Annotated in this window: 15 protein-coding genes; 7 read left to right on the forward strand and 8 right to left on the reverse strand. The window is 58.1% G+C overall.

What is annotated here, in order from left to right; all coding sequences use genetic code 11:
* Positions 1–119 precede the first annotated feature (119 nt).
* A complete protein-coding gene (locus OE750_RS04145; RefSeq protein ID WP_263761700.1) occupies positions 120–1,415 on the reverse strand; it encodes a citrate synthase in 1,296 nt (431 codons plus the stop codon).
* 82 nt (positions 1,416–1,497) lie between these two features.
* Positions 1,498–2,910, reverse strand: coding sequence for a glutamate--tRNA ligase (gene gltX, locus OE750_RS04150; protein WP_263761702.1), 1,413 nt, complete (start codon positions 2,908–2,910; stop codon positions 1,498–1,500).
* Positions 2,911–2,989: 79 nt separating this feature from the next.
* Here gltX and OE750_RS04155 point away from each other — a divergent pair, with 79 nt between their 5' ends.
* Positions 2,990–5,011: a ComEC/Rec2 family competence protein gene (locus OE750_RS04155; RefSeq protein ID WP_263761704.1), complete on the forward strand. Its 2,022-nt coding sequence runs from the start codon at positions 2,990–2,992 to the stop codon at positions 5,009–5,011.
* A gap of 7 nt (positions 5,012–5,018) precedes the next feature.
* On the opposite strand, the gene lexA is transcribed toward OE750_RS04155, so the two are convergent.
* Together lexA and mnmA are read right to left on the reverse strand one after the other, a co-directional pair.
* Entirely contained in the window at positions 5,019–5,714 is a 696-nt protein-coding gene (gene lexA, locus OE750_RS04160) for a transcriptional repressor LexA (protein WP_263761706.1), read from the reverse strand.
* Between the two features lie 282 nt (positions 5,715–5,996).
* Positions 5,997–7,139 (reverse strand): tRNA 2-thiouridine(34) synthase MnmA, encoded by a 1,143-nt coding sequence (gene mnmA, locus OE750_RS04165; protein WP_263761708.1) that lies wholly within the window; start codon positions 7,137–7,139, stop codon positions 5,997–5,999.
* Positions 7,140–7,259: 120 nt separating this feature from the next.
* Here mnmA and OE750_RS04170 point away from each other — a divergent pair, with 120 nt between their 5' ends.
* The 5 genes from OE750_RS04170 to OE750_RS04190 all read left to right on the forward strand — a co-directional run bounded on the left by OE750_RS04170 (position 7,260) and on the right by OE750_RS04190 (position 12,962).
* Positions 7,260–7,538: a DUF1153 domain-containing protein gene (locus OE750_RS04170; protein ID WP_263761710.1), complete on the forward strand. Its 279-nt coding sequence runs from the start codon at positions 7,260–7,262 to the stop codon at positions 7,536–7,538.
* Positions 7,539–7,633: 95 nt separating this feature from the next.
* Positions 7,634–8,350: a response regulator transcription factor CtrA gene (ctrA, locus tag OE750_RS04175; RefSeq protein ID WP_263761712.1), complete on the forward strand. Its 717-nt coding sequence runs from the start codon at positions 7,634–7,636 to the stop codon at positions 8,348–8,350.
* A 193-nt stretch (positions 8,351–8,543) separates the two neighbouring features.
* On the forward strand, positions 8,544–10,637 hold the full coding sequence (gene ligA, locus OE750_RS04180) for an NAD-dependent DNA ligase LigA (RefSeq protein WP_263762018.1): 2,094 nt from the start codon (positions 8,544–8,546) through the stop codon (positions 10,635–10,637).
* Entirely contained in the window at positions 10,634–12,724 is a 2,091-nt protein-coding gene (recG, locus tag OE750_RS04185; RefSeq protein WP_263761714.1) for an ATP-dependent DNA helicase RecG, read from the forward strand. The genes ligA and recG overlap by 4 nt, the downstream gene beginning before the upstream one ends.
* Positions 12,725–12,839: 115 nt before the next feature.
* On the forward strand, positions 12,840–12,962 hold the full coding sequence (locus tag OE750_RS04190; RefSeq protein WP_263761716.1) for a hypothetical protein: 123 nt from the start codon (positions 12,840–12,842) through the stop codon (positions 12,960–12,962).
* Between the two features lie 183 nt (positions 12,963–13,145).
* Here the strand turns inward: OE750_RS04190 and OE750_RS04195 are convergent, their stop codons facing one another.
* A complete protein-coding gene (locus tag OE750_RS04195) occupies positions 13,146–13,592 on the reverse strand; it encodes an iron-sulfur cluster assembly scaffold protein (protein ID WP_263761718.1) in 447 nt (148 codons plus the stop codon).
* Between the two features lie 62 nt (positions 13,593–13,654).
* On the opposite strand from OE750_RS04195, the gene hisI reads away from it, so the two are divergent.
* Positions 13,655–14,017 carry a phosphoribosyl-AMP cyclohydrolase gene (hisI, locus tag OE750_RS04200; RefSeq protein ID WP_263761720.1) on the forward strand — a complete coding sequence of 121 codons (363 nt, stop codon included), beginning with the start codon at positions 13,655–13,657 and terminating at the stop codon, positions 14,015–14,017.
* Here the strand turns inward: hisI and gluQRS are convergent.
* The 3 genes from gluQRS to trmFO are packed head-to-tail and all read right to left on the reverse strand — an operon-like array spanning position 14,014 to position 16,845.
* Positions 14,014–14,877: a tRNA glutamyl-Q(34) synthetase GluQRS gene (gluQRS, locus tag OE750_RS04205; protein WP_263761722.1), complete on the reverse strand. Its 864-nt coding sequence runs from the start codon at positions 14,875–14,877 to the stop codon at positions 14,014–14,016. The two genes, hisI and gluQRS, sit on opposite strands and share 4 nt — an antisense overlap.
* The gene (locus OE750_RS04210; protein WP_263761724.1) at positions 14,874–15,482 is read right to left on the reverse strand and encodes a class I SAM-dependent DNA methyltransferase; all 609 of its coding nucleotides are present in this window, start codon (positions 15,480–15,482) and stop codon (positions 14,874–14,876) included. Before OE750_RS04210 ends, gluQRS begins: the two co-directional genes overlap by 4 nt.
* Positions 15,483–15,501: 19 nt before the next feature.
* Complete coding sequence (gene trmFO, locus OE750_RS04215; protein WP_263761726.1) at positions 15,502–16,845, reverse strand: methylenetetrahydrofolate--tRNA-(uracil(54)-C(5))-methyltransferase (FADH(2)-oxidizing) TrmFO; 1,344 nt, start codon at positions 16,843–16,845, stop codon at positions 15,502–15,504.
* Between the last annotated feature and the right edge of the window lie 27 nt (positions 16,846–16,872).

Consider the following 16,872-nt stretch of genomic DNA (forward strand, 5'->3'; position numbering starts at 1 on the left):
ATGCCCCAGAACCACTTAGAACCGGTTAAACTGAAATACAAAACGGCCTGAAGCGTATGACCAGAACGTAAAAAGGCCCGCACGAGGCGGGCCTTTTGTGTTTGATCGAGACGCTTTGGTTAGCGTTTTTCAACGTCGACATAGTTGCGCTCGGTTTCACCGAGGTAAAGCTGACGTGGGCGGCCAATTTTCTGTTGCGGGTCTTCAAATTGTTCTTTCCACTGTGAGATCCAGCCGACAGTGCGCGACAGCGCAAAGATCGGAGTGAACATCGATGTGGGGAAGCCCATCGCTTCAAGAATGATACCTGAGTAGAAATCAACGTTCGGGAAAAGCTTCTTCTCGATGAAGTATGGGTCGTTGAGCGCGACTTGCTCAAGCTCCTTGGCGACTTCAAGAATCGGGTTGTTCTCAACACCGAGCAGTTCCAACACTTCGTCAGCTGATTGCTTGAGAACCTTGGCGCGCGGATCTGTGTTTTTGTAAACACGGTGGCCAAAGCCCATGAGGCGGAAAGGATCGTTCTTATCTTTGGCGCGCTCGATATACTCGGGAATACGGTCTTTGCTGCCGATTTCCTTGAGCATTTCGAGGCAGGCCTGATTGGCGCCGCCGTGTGCGGGGCCCCAGAGACAGGCGATGCCGGCAGCGATACAAGCAAACGGATTGGCCCCTGAAGAAGAGGCCAGACGCACTGTTGATGTCGAGGCGTTTTGCTCGTGATCAGCGTGGAGTGTGAAGATACGGTCCATCGCGCGGGACAGGATCGGATCGACATTGTATTCCTCGGCCGGCACGGAGAAGCACATGTGCAGGAAGTTTGACGCAAAATCGAGATCATTGCGTGGATAAACAAACGGCTGGCCGATGGAGTATTTGTAAGCCATGGCTGCGATTGTCGGCACTTTGGCGATCATACGGATCGAGGCCACTTCGCGCTGCCATTCGTCATTTACATCGGCGCTGTCCGCATAGAAGGCCGACATGGCACCAACAACGCCCACAAGTGTGGCCATCGGGTGCGCATCGCGGCGGAAGCCACGGAAGAAGTTGTGCATCTGTTCGTGCACCATAGTGTGGCGCGTGACGCGGTTTTCGAAGTCTTCAAGCTCGGGCGCTGTGGGCAGTTCGCCGTAGAGCAGAAGGTAGCAGACTTCGAGGTAATGCGATTTTTCGGCCAACTGGTCGATCGGGTAACCGCGGTGCAGAAGCTCGCCCTTGTTGCCATCAATGAATGTGATGGTGCTGTCGCATGAGGCGGTTGAGGTGTAGCCCGGGTCATAGGTGAACACACCTGCCTGTGCGTAGAGCTTGCGAATGTCGATTACATCGGGGCCGGTTGTCCCTGAGTATATCGGCAGCTCGAAGCTGTTTCCGTCAATAGTGAGCGTTGCGTTTTTGGTGCTGTCTGTCATCTTGGCCTCATCCTCAATAGTCTCGAGCGCGCATCGCCCAAGCGTGTCATATCTTGTCGGGCTTTAGAGACAATTAACGCCTCTAAGCCGCAGCATCCTCGATGCGGGCGATTGTTTCATCCCGACCAAGAACCAGCATCATGTCAAAGACGCTGGGTGTTGCCGACCGTCCTGCAAGGGCTGCGCGGAGCGGTGCTGCAAGCTTGCCAAACTTGGTGTCTCTTTCTTCGGCAAAGCCGTTCAGAAGCGCCTCAAGGTCCAGCCTGCACCAGCTAACATTTTGCAGATGCGGCGTCAATTCTTTCAGTATGCCACGGGATACAGTATCAAGTGCGCCGGCCGCTTTTTCATCGGGAACAATTGGGCGATCGGCCATGATAAAGGTAGCCTTATCAAGAAGTTCCCCGTATGTTTTTGCGCGTTCTTTTAGCTGGGGCATGGCTGCTTCAAGCAGCGTTTTTTTTGCCTCGGGTAGGCTCAGCTGATCTGTTGCTACGAGATATTCCTGAAGTTCATGCAGCAGTGCAGCATTTTCTGTATGGGCAATATGCTGGCCGCAGAGATTCTCGAGTTTTTTGAAATCAAATCGAGCGGGGGATTTGCCGATGCTTGGCAAGTCAAACCACTCAAGTGCTTGAGTGTCGGTGAAAAATTCGTCATCGCCATGGCTCCAGCCGAGGCGGGCAAGGTAGTTGCGCATGCCAGAGGCGGGGTAGCCCATGTGTTGATATTCCTCCACGCCGGTTGCGCCGTGACGCTTGGAGAGTTTCTTGCCATCCGGGCCATAGATGAGCGGAATATGGGCGTAAACGGGCAGGGGCCAGCCCATCGCTTCGTAGATCAGCATCTGGCGAGCCGCATTGTTGAGATGATCGTCGCCGCGGATGACATGGGTGACACCCATATCGTGGTCATCAACCACCACCGCAAGCATATAAACAGGCGAGCCATCCGAGCGCAGCAGGATCATATCGTCGAGCTGCTCGTTCTGGATGGTGACATCGCCTTGCACCTGATCGCGGATCACTGTTTGGCCCTCACGCGGGGCCTTGATACGTATCACATATGGTGCATCCGGGTGTGTGCTTGCATCGGCATCACGCCAGGGGGAGCGATAGTGTGTGCTTGTTCCGGCGGCACGGGCTTCTTCGCGGAAGGCGGCGATTTCGTCTTGGGTTGCGAAACACTTGTAGGCGTGGCCTTCGGCCAACAGTTGGTTGGCGACTTCGGCGTGGCGCGCGCTTTGCTCGAACTGGCTGACAGCTTCGCCATCATAATCAAGCCCGAGCCACTCCATGCCGCGCAGGATAGCGTCTGTCGCTTCGGGGGTTGAGCGTGCGCGGTCGGTGTCTTCAATCCTCAGGAGGAACTTGCCGCCACGTCCGCGCGCGTAGAGCCAGTTGAACAGGGCTGTACGCGCGGTTCCGATGTGCATGAAACCCGTTGGCGAGGGGGCGATACGGGTGACAACTTGCTGCTCGGCGGGCTTTGGCATGGGGCTATTAACCTTTCGGTAACTAAGATTTGGCAAGAATTGTCGCCTGTCTAACTATCTCATGGGGTAAGAACAAGGCATGGCGCTTAGAGCCCGTTTGGAGCAAGTGCTGCTGGCGCAGCGCGGGGCGTTTTACCCTTGGGCTCCTGTGTGCCTTGCTGCCGGGATCGGGGCCTACTTTTCGGTGCGGGAAGAGCCAGATCTTGCGATATTTGCAGTGTTGCTGGGGGTGTCGGCTCTATGTGTTGTGGTGCTCCTAAAGTGGCGAAGTGTGTACATGCCTCTGATATGGGCGGTGGCGCTTGGGTCTGGCGGTTTTATTTTGGCGGGGGGGAAGGCTTATTGGGTTTCGGGGCCTGTTTTGCAGTGGCACTATTATGGACCAGTCGAGGGGCGGATTGTGTTAATGGACCGATCGGCCAGCGGGGCAGTGCGACTCACGTTGGATCAGGTGGTTCTGGAACGAATGCCGCCGACAAAAACGCCAACACGGGTGCGTGTCGCGTTGCATGGTCCAGAGGCCACGCCGCAAGCGGGCAGCACAATCCTGATCACCGCACATCTTTCGGCGCCTTCAGGGCCTGTTGAGCCGGGGGGATTTGATTTTCAGCGCCATGCCTGGTTTATGCAAATTGGCGGGTTGGGCTATAGCCGTATGCCGCTGATGCTGCTTGAGCCGGCAAAGGCCTCGGCCCCCATCAGTCAGGCGCGTTATACGTTCTCCGAATTTGTACGCAGCAAGATCGGCGGCGAGCGCGGCGCTTTTGCCGCTACGATCATGGCGGGCGACCGTTCCAGCATGTCGCAAGAGACCATCGACAACCTGCGCCACACCAATCTGGCGCATCTGCTGGCCATATCGGGCCTGCATATGGGGCTTCTATCGGGTTTTATCTATGCGGCGCTGCGCTATGGGCTTCTGCTTGTGCCCGCGCTGCGGCACCGCGTTCCGATCCGCAAGACAGCGGCAGTGGGCGCGCTGATTGTCTCGTTTTTCTACCTGCTCCTGTCGGGCGGTTCTGTGGCCACGGAGCGGGCGTTTATCATGGCGATGGTGGCGCTTGGGGCGGTGTTTTTCGAACGACGGGTGTTCAGTTTGCGCTCTGTCGCCACGGCAGCATTGATTGTGCTTGTCTGGCGGCCTGAGGCACTCTTGGGACCGGGCTTTCAAATGTCATTCGCCGCGACCACGGCGCTTGTGACAGTTTTCGCTGTGCTGCGGAGCCATGATATCAAGCTCGGCCCCAAGTGGCTCAGGCCTTTTTCAGCGCTGTTGATCACCTCGACAGTGGCAGGGCTTGCCACTGCGCCGATTGCGGCGGCGCATTTCAATCACATCGCTCATTACGGGTTGATCGCAAACCTTCTGGCTGTGCCACTGATGGGGGCAGTTGTGATCCCCTCGGCGGTTGTGGCGCTGCTGCTTTGGCCCATCGGGCTATCGGGTGTCGGCTTTTTTGTTATGGAGCTTGGCATCGCTTGGATTTTGGAGGTTGCGGCCTATTTTGCAGGGCTTCATGGCGCAAGGGGAACAATCATTGCGCCTGATGCAGGCGTGCTGGCGCTGATGGGCTCTGGTGCGCTGGTGCTCGCACTCTGGCAGGGCAAGGCGCGGCTTGTGGGCACTGTGCCGATGCTTGTGTCTGTGCTGCTATGGGCGCAGACCACGCGGCCCGATGTGCTGATTTCGGATGATGGCAAGCTTGTTGGTATTCTGACAAAAGAGGGCCGCGCTTTGAGTGTGGAAAAGGGCAGTGGCTTTGTGGCCAAGGGCTGGTTGGAGAATGACGGGGATATACGCAGTCAGGCAAGTGCTGCGCAGGGCTGGGGGTCGGCCTCGGGCAATGCGATCTTGCCGATTGTTCATGCGCGGCGCAAGTCCGAGGTGGAAGCGGCGGATTGCAAGGAAAACCAGGTGCTTGTCATGGCAGGTAAACGGGCGCGGGAAATGCCTTGCCTGACCTTTGATTTGACCTCGTTGAAGCTGTCGGGCGCTGTTGCGATCTATTTTGAGGACGGTGAGGCCAGAATACGAACGGCCCGCGAGATCACGGGCCGAAGGCTTTGGACGATTGCCCATGATGTAAATCAGGCTCGGTAATAAAGCCTCAGTAAGTGCGGATAAGTCCGACGAGGCGGCCTTGCACTTTGACTTTATCGTCAGGGAAGACGCGTGTTTCATAGGCCGGGTTTGCGGCCTCAAGGGCGATAGCATTGCCACGGCGGAAGAAACGCTTGAGCGTGGCTTCCTGATCTTCGATGAGGGCCACGACGATATCGCCGTTCTCGGCTGTCTGGGTTTCGCGGATGACCACGACATCACCATTGTTGATGCCAGCCTCGATCATGGAATCGCCTTTGACTTCAAGGGCGTAATGCTCGCCGCTTTCACGTATCATGCTGGTCGGCACAGCGACATTGTGTGAGACTTCACTGATCGCGGCGATGGGCACACCGGCTGCGATACGGCCCATGACAGGAATTTCCTGCGCGGGAACATGACTGATGGTTTGAGCACTATCGGGGCGGCTGTCGGGCTTGTCACCGTCGATCACCTTGGGGGTGAAGCCTGTGGAGACGCCGCCGAGGCTTTCGGGCAGTTTTACAACTTCTATGGCGCGGGCGCGGTGTGCAAGACGGCGGATAAAGCCGCGCTCTTCAAGGGCTGTGATGAGGCGATGGATGCCGGATTTGGAGCGCAGATCAAGCGCCTCTTTCATCTCGTCAAAGCTGGGTGGCACGCCATCGCGCTGCACCCGTTTGTTGATGAATGCGAGCAGATCGAGCTGTTTTTTGGTAAGCATCTGCGCGTTCCCTTTTTTGGTTAAACTTCGTTTTGTTCTAGTCATGTTCCCTTTTTGTGTCAACGCTTCTCTGCCAAGCACCCCGAAAGAGAACAAGGAAGTGTTAAGGCTGAGGTCCTTAATATTTACCTAATTGGGCTCTGCTGATTCCAGGGGGGTGCTTTGCGTGCACAGGGCGTGCACCCTGCGTGCACCGCCTGAAGAGCCTGTTTGCTAACAGGAATTAAGGAATGGCGGCGCACGCTGCGATAAGGTGTTTGAAAGCTTCCGTGAGACCGTGTTTCAGGCTTTCACGATCCAGCCGCCGCCATAGATACGGCTGCCTTCGGGATCGTAGAACACGCAGGCCTGGCCCGGGCTCACGCCTTCTTCGGGGGTGAGAAGCTCGACCTCGCCAGTGCTTGGACCAGTCGCGCGCAGGATTGCCTCGCGGGGCGGGCGCGTGGAGCGGACTTTGACGGCGATACGGCGCTCGGGGATTGCCTCAAACGGTTCATCTCCAAGCCAGTTGATCTCGGCGAGGGGAACGTTCCGCGTGGCCAGCGCCTCTTTGGGGCCGACGACGACACGTTTGTTATCAACATCGAGTTTCACCACATAGAGCGGGTCTTCCAGACCGCCGATGCCGAGGCCCCGCCGCTGGCCTATTGTATAGTGAATGACGCCCGTGTGCGTGCCGAGGACATTGCCGTCCATATCGACGATATCGCCCGGCTCGGCCGCGCCGGGGCGCAGCTTTTCGATGACTGCGGCATAGTCACCGTTGGGCACGAAGCAGATGTCCTGACTGTCGGGCTTGTTCGCGACTTTGAGGCCGTATTTAGCGGCGAGCGCGCGGGTTGCATCCTTTGAGGGGAGGTGACCGAGCGGGAAGCGCAGATACTCGAGCTGCTCCGGTGTTGTGGAGAAGAGGAAGTAGCTTTGATCACGGTTGGCATCGGCTGCGGAGTGTAGCTCGGCACCGTGCGCGCCCAATTTGCGCTGTATGTAGTGGCCCGTGGCCATACAATCTGCATCCAGATCACGGGCTGTGGCGAGCAGATCTTTGAACTTTACCCGCTCGTTGCAGCGGATGCAGGGCACAGGGGTTGCGCCGCCAAGGTAGCTGTCGGCGAACTCGTCGATCACCGCGTCTTTGAAGATGTTTTCATAATCAAGGACATAGTGTGGGAAGCCCATTTCTTCGGCGACGCGGCGGGCATCGTGGATATCAATGCCTGCGCAACATGCGCCGGATTTGGCCAGAGCTGCGCCATGATCATAGAGCTGGAGGGTGACACCGATCACGTCATAGCCCTCTTCTGCGAGCATGGCGGCGACAACCGAGCTGTCTACGCCGCCTGACATGGCAACAACCACACGGGTCTCGCTCTCGGGCTTGGCGAAGCCGAGGGAGTTGAGCTTGGTATCTGTTGCGGTTGTCATCGCAGGCTCCGAAAGTTCTCTGAAAACAAGCATAAATTGCGGTGTTTTCTTGGGGTTTGGGTTCATGCCTCTTTAAGTGGTTTGGGCGAGGTTGGCCATGTTCCATAAGAGGTTTATGCCATGTATCTCAAGAAAGTCGATGGTCCAAGGGCTGTTAGCCTGCCTGACGGACAAGTGATTACGCTGGCGGATTTGCCCCCCGCCGACACACAACGCTGGGTTGCTTCACGCAAGGCGCTTGTCGTGCGGGCGGTGCTCTACGGACTGATCACACAGGGCGCGGCCCTGAAAACCTATGCCTTGAGCGAGGAAGAGTTTTTCGAGTGGATTCATGCAGTTCGCACCTATGGAGATGCTGGCCTAAAGGTCACACAGCTGCGCGCGCGCAAACAATCTTAAGTTGTTAAGAAACTTTTTTTGTTTATGGTAACGAGTGGTTAACCAATTTTGTTCACGTTTAGTCCAATGATGTGAATATTGCGGAGAATTTATTAATGCGTGTGTTGCTTGTTGAAGACGACCCGACGACCTCGAAAAGTATCGAGATGATGCTCACCCATGCCAACCTGAATGTCTACACAACCGACATGGGCGAAGAGGGGATCGATCTGGCCAAGCTCTATGACTACGATCTGATTCTGCTGGATCTCGGCTTGCCTGATATGAACGGTCATGAGGTGCTGCGCCAGTTGCGGCTGGCCAAGGTGGAAACGCCTATCCTCATTTTGTCGGGTTCGGACGATACGGAAAACAAGATCAAGGGCTTCGGCTTTGGTGCGGATGATTATCTGACCAAGCCATTTCACCGCGAAGAGCTTGTGGCGCGTATTCATGCGATTATCCGCCGCTCCAAGGGGCATTCCCAATCGGTGATCAAGACGGGGCGCATTATGGTGAACCTCGATGCCAAAACCGTGGATGTGGGCGGCAAGCCTGTGCATCTGACGGGCAAGGAATACCAGATGCTTGAGCTTTTGAGCCTGCGCAAAGGCACGACACTGACGAAAGAAATGTTTCTCAACCATCTTTACGGCGGCATGGACGAGCCTGAACTCAAGATTATCGATGTGTTCATCTGCAAGCTGCGCAAGAAGCTCGCCAATGCCACGGATGGCGCAAACTATATCGAGACGGTCTGGGGACGCGGTTACGTGCTGCGCGATCCTCAGCCAGAAATACTCGATGACAGGCCGATCGCGCTTGGCGCGTAAGGCCTAAAGCAGCATTTCCTCCCGACTGGCGCAGCGGTTTATCTCGCTGCGCCGCTTTTGTTTTGGACCTCGAGCGCTTTTGCATATTGCCCGCCTCTGGCGCAGCGGGCAGACTTGAGGCATGTAGGGGCAAGGCTTTTACAAGGGTCACTGCAAAGGTGGAGCGCGCGTGCTGGAAGAAGACATTTCGCAGATGAACGAAGAGGCGGCGAAGGCCGAACTGGCGCGGCTGGCGGCATTGCTGGCCAAGGCCAATGAGGCCTATCACGGGCAGGACGCCCCCGAGATTTCGGATGCGGAGTATGACAGCTTGAAGCGGCGCAACGCGGAAATTGAGGCGCGCTTTCCGGCGCTGAAGCGGGCCGATAGCGCCAGCGAGCAGGTGGGCGCGGCCCCGAGCGAGGGGTTTGCCAAAGTCAAACACGCGGTTCGGATGCTCTCACTCGGTAATGCGTTTGAAGAGGGAGACGTCGCCGAATTTACCGGCCGCGTGGCGAAATTTCTGGGCATTGAGGAAAGCGCGCTGAGCTTTACGGCGGAGCCGAAGATTGACGGACTGAGCCTTTCGCTGCGCTATGAGCGGGGCGAGCTTGTGCAAGCGGCGACGCGGGGCGACGGCGAAACAGGCGAGAACGTGACCGAAAATGCGCGCACGATTGCGAACATCCCGCAGAAGCTGACAGGTGCACCCGAGGTTCTGGAAGTGCGCGGCGAAGTGTATATGCGCCACGATGATTTTGAGGCGCTGAACGTGGCGCAAGAGGCGCGGGGAGCCAAGACATTTGCCAATCCGCGCAATGCCGCCGCCGGCTCTTTGCGCCAGCTTGATGCAACAATCACCCGTGCGCGGCCACTGGCATTTTTTGCCTATGCCTGGGGCGAGGTTTCAGACCCGCTCGCCGACACGCAGATGAAAGCTATTTTACGGCTGAAAGACCTTGGCTTTGAAACCAACCCGCTCACGGCGCTTTGTGCCGGGACGGATGAGTTGATCGAGCATTACAACAAGATCGGCACGGCGCGGCCTGAGCTACCTTATGACATTGACGGGGTGGTTTATAAGGTTAACGACCTTGCGCTGCAGGAGCGCCTCGGCTTTCGCAGCACCACGCCGAGATGGGCTGTGGCGCATAAATTTCCCGCCGAGCTGGCCTGGACACGGCTTGAGGCGATTGACATTCAGGTGGGCCGCACAGGCGCTTTGAGCCCTGTGGCGCGGCTGGTGCCTGTGACGGTGGGCGGGGTTGTTGTGTCAAACGCGACGTTGCACAACGAAGATTACATCAAGGGGCGCGACAACAAGGGCGAGGACATTCGCGGCGGTAAAGATATCCGGATCGGAGATTTGGTGCAGGTTTACCGCGCTGGAGATGTGATCCCCAAAATTGCCGATGTCGACCTGAGCCAGCGGCCGGAAAGCGCTGTGCCTTATGCTTTTCCGACGGTTTGCCCCGAGTGTGGCTCGGACGCGATCCGCGAGGAGGGGGACGCAGTGCGCCGTTGTATGGGCGGGCTGATCTGCCCTGCACAGGCGGTAGAAAAGTTGAAGCATTTTGTGAGCCGCAAAGCGTTTGATATTGACGGGCTGGGCGCAAAACAGATCGAGATGTTTTACGGAGATGATCAACTGCCCATTCGCGAGCCTGCGGATATTTTCACGCTTGAGAGGCGCGATGCTGACAATCTGACCAAGTTGAAAAACCGTGAGGGCTGGGGGGCGCGCTCGGCAGAAAAGCTGTTCGAGGCGATAGACGAGAAGCGCAAGATCGGTTTTGCGCGGCTTTTGTTTGCGCTTGGCATTCGCCACGTGGGCGAGCAGGCGGGCAAGCTGTTTGCCAATTATTACCTGAGTTGGGAGGCATTCGTGAATGCCGTGCGTGCGGCGGAGGACGAGAGCAGTGCTGCATGGGCAGAACTTTTGAACATTGATGGCGTCGGCGAGGTGATGGCGCGGGCGCTGGTGACGGCTTTTGCGCAGGAGTATGAGCGCGAAAGCATCGAGCGGCTGGTGGCCGAGCTTGAGATTGAAGATGCTGAAGCGGTGAGCAGTGACAGCCCTGTGGCGGGCAAAACGCTTGTTTTTACCGGCGCGCTCGAGAAGATGACACGCGCGGAAGCAAAGGCGCGTGCCGAGAGCCTTGGCGCGAAAGTGTCGGGTTCTGTTTCGGCCAAAACCGACCTGCTGATCGCGGGGCCGGGTGCGGGAAGCAAGGCGAAAAAGGCAGCGGAGCTTGGCATTGAAACAATAGATGAAGATGGCTGGATCGCGCTGGTGGCGGGGCTATGAGCAGTCGACCGCCCGAGCTGTTCCCGCTGTTTGCCGAGCTTGAAACGCTGGAAGGCGTGGGGCCGAAGACGGCCAAGCTTTTGGAGCATCTGCATGTTTTCAAGCCGCGCGATCTGGTGTTTACGCTGCCCTACACGGGCGTTGACCGTGCTTTGAGGCCGACTGTTCTGGGGCTGGATTATCCTTGCGTTGCGACAGTTGAAGTTGAGGTGATCAAGCATCATGAGGCGCGTGCGCGGGGGCGGCCAACGCGGGTGCAGGTAGAAGACAGCGGGACGAGTTTTGAGCTCGTGTTCTTTCATGCGCGGGGCGATTATCTGCGCAAAATTCTGCCCGAAGGTGCGCGGAGGGTCGTTTCCGGCAAGCTCGAGATGTTTGATAACATCATCCAGATGACCCATCCTGACCATATTCTGGAGCCGCATGAGGCGGCAGATTTGCCGAGCTTTGAGCCTGTCTATCCGCTCACTGCAGGCGTGAGCCAGAAGGTGATGTATAAGGCGACGCGCGCGGCTTTGGGGCGGTTGCCTGAGGTGGCCGAGTGGGCCGATGCGGAGCAGATACGACAGGCGGGCTGGCCAAGCTGGGGCGAGGCGGCGCAGGCGGCGCATTCGCCCAAGGGGTTTGCCGATTTGGCGAGCACGGCGCCCGCGCGGGAGCGGCTGGCTTATGACGAGTTTTTCGCCCATCAGGTGACACTGGCTTTGGCGCGAATGACACGGCGGAAGGGCAAAGGGCGGGTGAGCGAGGGAAGCGGAAAGTTGCGCGCGCGTGTTCTGGCGAGCCTGCCATTTGAGCCGACGGGGGCGCAGCGCCGCGCGATCGGTGAGATTGCAGAAGATATGGCGCGGCCTGCGCGGATGAACCGTTTGTTGCAGGGCGATGTGGGCGCGGGCAAGACACTTGTGGCGTTGATGGCGCTTCTGGTTGCGGTTGAGGCCGGTGGGCAGGGGGTGATGATGGCGCCTACGGAGATATTGGCGCGGCAGCATTTGGCGGGCTTGCAGCCTTTGGCGGCGGCGGCGGGTGTGCGCCTTGAGTTGCTGACAGGGCGTGACAAGGGCCGCGCGCGTGCCGAGAAGCTGGCGGCTCTGGCGAACGGCGAAATTGCGATTTTGGTCGGCACACATGCGGTGTTTCAGAAGGATGTAGAGTTTGCCGACTTGCGGCTGGCGATCGTCGATGAGCAGCACCGCTTCGGGGTGCGCCAGCGGCTGGAATTGGGAAAAAAGGGTGTGAGTGCGGATGTGCTTGTGATGACGGCAACGCCTATTCCGCGCTCTCTGGCGCTGGCACAATATGGCGATATGGATGTGTCTGTGCTGGATGAAAAACCGGCGGGACGGCAGCCTATCAAGACCGCTCTGGTGAGCACGCAGCGGATGGACGAGGTGATTGACCACCTCAAGGGCGCTGTGGCCGAGGGCAAGCAGGCGTATTGGGTGTGCCCTCTGGTGGACGAGAGCGAAAGTGTTGATCTGGCGGCGGCAGAAGAGCGCTTCAAGGCGCTGCGCGCACGGCTCGGAGACGGGCGCGTGGGGCTTGTGCACGGGCAGATGCCACCCGAGGAGAAAGACGCGGCAATGGCGGCGTTTCAAAGTGGTGAGCTGAGCGTTTTGGTGGCAACCACGGTGATTGAGGTGGGGGTTGATGTGCCCAATGCGACCATTATGGTCATCGAGCGCGCCGAGAGCTTTGGCCTTTCACAACTGCACCAGTTGCGTGGGCGCGTGGGGCGCGGGACGGGGGCATCGACCTGTTTGCTGATGTATCGCGCACCGCTGAATGAGGGCGGTGAGCGGCGGCTGACGACACTTCGTGACACAGATGATGGCTTCCGTATTGCCGAGGTAGACCTAGAAATGCGCGGCGCCGGTGATTTGATCGGGACGGCGCAATCGGGGGTTCCGAAGTTCCGCGTGGCGGATATGGAAAGCCAGACAGGATTGATGAAAGTGGCGCAAAGTGATGCGCGAAAGCTCCTGAATGAAGATCCTAAGCTTGAAAGCCCCCGCGGAAAGGCCGTGCGTGTTCTGGTTTGGCTCATGGAGCAGGATCAGGCAATTCGTTTGATATCAGTAGGTTAACTGTTTTGTTCTCATTTTTACCCTAAATGTTCTCAAAAAGTTCTTTACAGTGCGTTAAGAGTATGAGAACAAAGGGGCAACAAAGAGAACAAACAATCCTGAGCAGGAGCCCACCATGATCAAAGATGTAAAAGATGTTATCGCCCGTTCGCACTCAACCATGCTTGCCGATGCGCTTGGTGCGATTGCGCTTCTCACGATCCTTGTTGTGGCCCTGCATGTGCCGAGCCTGACTTAATCTTTTTCCAGTTTTCTGCCCCGTATGCTTCACCCAATTCCGGCGCGCACTGTCCCAATCAAGCGCGCTGAAAGACTAACCTGCCTGTCCCAAACCGAATAAGTCCTGCCTTTCTTGTTCGTCGCCGGTTTTCAGAAGCATACGCACTTCACCGCCGCCTCCTTTTGGAGCGCGGCGGTTTTTTTATGCGGGCTGCTCTGCGGCGTCGATGGCATCAAGCGCGGCGTCGAGGCAGAGCATGATGGAGGCGTGGCGGTTTTTGTATTCGCGCGCAGGGAGCAGAACTTTGAGCTCGTTAAACGGCGCGTCGGGCTCGGGGCCGCTCTCTTTGAGCATGGCGAGAAGCTGGTCGTGGGCCTTTTGGATCTGCTCCCGGGTGCAGCCGATTGCATTGGCGGCAACCACTGAGGCTGCGGCCTGACCGAGCGCACAGGCTTTGACATCCTGGCCGAAGCCGGAGATTTTGCCAGCCTCCACCGCGACATCGACAGTGATGTTTGAGCCGCACAGTGGCGCGCGGCGATGGGCTGTGCCGGAGGGATTGTCCAGCCTGTCAAGGTGGGGAATGTCAGCGGCGAGCGCCAGGATACGGGCCGAATAGAGTTTGATCAGATCGGTGTCATTGCTCATGGTATTCTCTCCCGTAACTTGGCATAGATAGCCACATTGGACCTCTATGAAAAGGATAGATCATGCGCTTTGATGCACAGTCACTCAAGTTTGATGACAAAGGGTTGATCCCTGCAATTGCGCAGGATGAGGGGACCGGAGAAATTTTGATGATGGCATGGATGAACGCCGAGGCTGTTGAAAAAACACTTGAGACCCGGCGCGTAACCTATTGGTCAAGATCAAGAAAGTCATTCTGGATCAAGGGCGAGACCAGCGGACATACGCAAGAGCTTATAGATATGCGGGTGGATTGTGACCGTGATGCGCTGCTTCTGGTGATCAAGCAGGTCGGTGCTGCGTGCCACACAAACAGACGGTCGTGCTTTTACACTTCGGTGATTGATGGCAGCGAGCGTGAATTGATGAAGCCGATGGACGATTAGAGGCCAACCATGGCGCGAATATCTGACGGTGTTTTGCCCTCGTCCCGGTAGAGGCTGATGGCGCGGGCATCATCGCGTTTGGCAAGGCGCTTGCCTGCCTCGTCGCGGATCAGGCGGTGGTGATGATACGCAGGTGTAGACAGGCCAAGCAGCTTTTGTAGCACAACATGGATGTAGGTCGCCGTGAAGAGATCCTGACCGCGCGGCACAAGAGTTATGCCTTGGTGGTCATCATCCAGAACCACGGAGAGGTGATAGGATGCCCCCATCTGTGCGCGGGCCAAGATGATATCACCGACCTCGGAGAGGAGCATGGCGTGCGGCAGGGTGATCTGGCCCGTTTCTCCGTTTGGTCCTGCGCCTGTTTCAGTGAAGGTGAGCGGATCGGGCAGCCCGGCGAGTGCGCGGGCCATGTTGAGGCGCAGCACCGCGTTTGGCAGAGGGGATGCGGGGTTGGGCACATGGCGGCAGGTTCCCGGGTAGATCAACCCGTCGGGTCCGAAGGCGGGCGCAACGCCTTCTTGCGGGGCGGAGGCGGCCTCGGCAATGTCGCGGCGGCTACAGGTGCAGGGATAGATGAGGCCAAGCGCCCAGAGGCGGGTGAGCACTGCGCGGTAGGCAGGCAAGCGTGCGGATTGGCGCAGCACGGGCTTTTCCCAAGTGAGACCAAGCCACGCCAGATCATCATAGATTTGCGCTTCCCATTCGGGACGGGCGCGGGAGCTGTCGATATCTTCAATGCGTAACAGGAATCGGCCCTGTGCGGCCTGTGCCATGTCGTGCGCCAGAATGGCCGAGTAGGCATGGCCAAGGTGCAGCGGGCCAGTGGGGCTTGGAGCGAACCGTGTTGCGAATATCACGTTTTTTCAAGCACATATACGTTGGAGTTGAGGTTGATAGCCGTGATGTGTGGCCCATATTCCTTATGCAGCAGGCGCGCGCTTCCGCAATCGAGATACTCGTTGAGCTTGCCTTCAAAATTTGGGTCTTCGAGCGCGTGATCATTGAGGCTGACCACTGTGAGGCCGCCTTTGGCGAGGCCTTTCATGATCAGATCAAACACAGATACAGGCGCGGCACCCGTGCCGATCACGCCTATGGCGGTGATGGCGGCGTAGGTTCCCGGAGCGTGGGGGAGCGGCTTGCCCGGCTCGATTTGGGTGAGGTTTCGGTAGATCTGCTTTTCGGCCGCGACTTTGAGCATGTCTTCGGTGACATCGACACCGTCGATCACTTCAAAGCCTGCCAGTTTGAGAGCGAGGCCCGAGAGGCCCGTGCCGCAGCCGAAATCGAGGATCGGGGCGGATTTGTCCTTGCTGTGTTTGGCGAGGGCTTTGGCGCAGCGCTCGGGGGTGGCGTAGCCGTTGGACCCGAGCTCTTCATCATAGGATTTGGCCCACGCACTATAGAGCTCGCGCGTGTCGCCTGTTGTGCCGTAGGCTTTATCAAGAAACTTGTCTGTCATGGGACAAGTTTAGCAATGGTTATGCCTGCGCGTCCAGCCAGTCTTTCCAGAGTAACTTGGCGCGGTCTGTGTAGGCTTTGTAGCGGTCCTTGCGGCCACGGCGGCCTGATTTTAGGCCATCGACCGGCGGGAAGAGGCCGAAATTGACGTTCATCGGCTGGAAGGTCTTGGCCTCGGCGCCGCCTGTGATGTGGGTGACCAGTGCGCCTGTGGCTGTTTCGGGTGCCGGGGCTTCAAGCGTTTTGTCCATCATTTCGGCGGCGGCTAGGCGGCCCGCGAGAAGGCCCATGCCTGCGCTTTCGACATAGCCTTCGACGCCGGTGATCTGGCCTGCGAAACGGATGTGCGGCGCGAAACGCAAGCGGAGTTGGTTATCCAGCAGCGTGGGCGAGTTGATGAAGCTGTTGCGGTGAATGCCGCCGAGGCGGGCGAAGCTGGCCTCTTCGAGGCCGGGAATCATCGCGAAGACTTCTTTTTGCGCGCCGTATTTCATCTTGGTTTGAAAGCCGACCATGTTCATCAGCGTGCCGAGAGCGTTGTCAAAGCGCAGTTGCACAACGGCGTGGGCCTTTACATCGGGGGCGTGCGGGTTGGTAAGACCGACGGGTTTCATCGGGCCGAAGCGGAGCGTTTCGCGGCCCCTCTCTGCCATAACCTCGATCGGCAGGCAGCCATCAAAGTAACCAGCGGTCTCGCCCTCGCGGAATTCGGTTTTCTCGGCAGCCAGCAGCGCGTCGATGAAGGCGTTGTATTGTGTTTCGTCCATCGGGCAGTTGAGGTAGGCTTTCTGCTCTTCCTCGCTGTCTCCTTTGTCGTAGCGCGACTGCATCCATGCCACGTCCATGTTGATACTGTCGGTGTAAACAATCGGGGCGATGGCATCAAAGAAGGCGAGCGCATCAGCGCCTGTGGCCTTGGCGATGGCTTTGCTCAGCGCGTCGGAGGTGAGCGGGCCAGTGGCGATGATCCAGTGGCCGGATGTGGGCAGCTCGGTGATTTCTTCGTAGGAAACCTCAATGAGCGGGTGCGCTTTGAGCGCAGCTGTGACAGAGGCGGCGAAGGGGTCACGATCAACCGCCAGAGCCCCGCCCGCGGGGAGGCGGTGTTTGTCTGCGGTTTGCATGATGATGCCGCCAGCGGCGCGCATTTCCCAGTGGAGAAGGCCCACGGCGTTTTGCTCGCTGTCATCGGAACGGAAGGAATTGGAGCAGACCATTTCGGCGAGATCGCCTGTCTGGTGCGCGAATGTGCCGACCTTTGGGCGCATTTCATGAATGGTTACGGGCACGCCCATTTGGGCGGCCTGCCAGGCGGCTTCAGAGCCTGCGAGGCCTCCGCCGATGATGTGTAATCTCTCTGTCATGCCCGCGATGTAGGGCAAGTGCGGCGC

The organism is Lentibacter sp. XHP0401 (assembly GCF_025751535.1).
Classification (GTDB): domain Bacteria; phylum Pseudomonadota; class Alphaproteobacteria; order Rhodobacterales; family Rhodobacteraceae; genus Lentibacter.

Coding starts and splice junctions, on each gene's coding strand:
- OE750_RS04145 (WP_263761700.1), bottom strand. CDS start 1,415: ATGACAGACAGCACCAAAAACGCAACGCTCACTATTGACGGAAACAGC.
- gltX (WP_263761702.1), bottom strand. CDS start 2,910: ATGCCAAAGCCCGCCGAGCAGCAAGTTGTCACCCGTATCGCCCCCTCG.
- OE750_RS04155 (WP_263761704.1), top strand. CDS start 2,990: ATGGCGCTTAGAGCCCGTTTGGAGCAAGTGCTGCTGGCGCAGCGCGGG.
- lexA (WP_263761706.1), bottom strand. CDS start 5,714: ATGCTTACCAAAAAACAGCTCGATCTGCTCGCATTCATCAACAAACGG.
- mnmA (WP_263761708.1), bottom strand. CDS start 7,139: ATGACAACCGCAACAGATACCAAGCTCAACTCCCTCGGCTTCGCCAAG.
- OE750_RS04170 (WP_263761710.1), top strand. CDS start 7,260: ATGTATCTCAAGAAAGTCGATGGTCCAAGGGCTGTTAGCCTGCCTGAC.
- ctrA (WP_263761712.1), top strand. CDS start 7,634: ATGCGTGTGTTGCTTGTTGAAGACGACCCGACGACCTCGAAAAGTATC.
- ligA (WP_263762018.1), top strand. CDS start 8,544: ATGAACGAAGAGGCGGCGAAGGCCGAACTGGCGCGGCTGGCGGCATTG.
- recG (WP_263761714.1), top strand. CDS start 10,634: ATGAGCAGTCGACCGCCCGAGCTGTTCCCGCTGTTTGCCGAGCTTGAA.
- OE750_RS04190 (WP_263761716.1), top strand. CDS start 12,840: ATGATCAAAGATGTAAAAGATGTTATCGCCCGTTCGCACTCAACCATG.
- OE750_RS04195 (WP_263761718.1), bottom strand. CDS start 13,592: ATGAGCAATGACACCGATCTGATCAAACTCTATTCGGCCCGTATCCTG.
- hisI (WP_263761720.1), top strand. CDS start 13,655: ATGCGCTTTGATGCACAGTCACTCAAGTTTGATGACAAAGGGTTGATC.
- OE750_RS04210 (WP_263761724.1), bottom strand. CDS start 15,482: ATGACAGACAAGTTTCTTGATAAAGCCTACGGCACAACAGGCGACACG.
- trmFO (WP_263761726.1), bottom strand. CDS start 16,845: ATGACAGAGAGATTACACATCATCGGCGGAGGCCTCGCAGGCTCTGAA.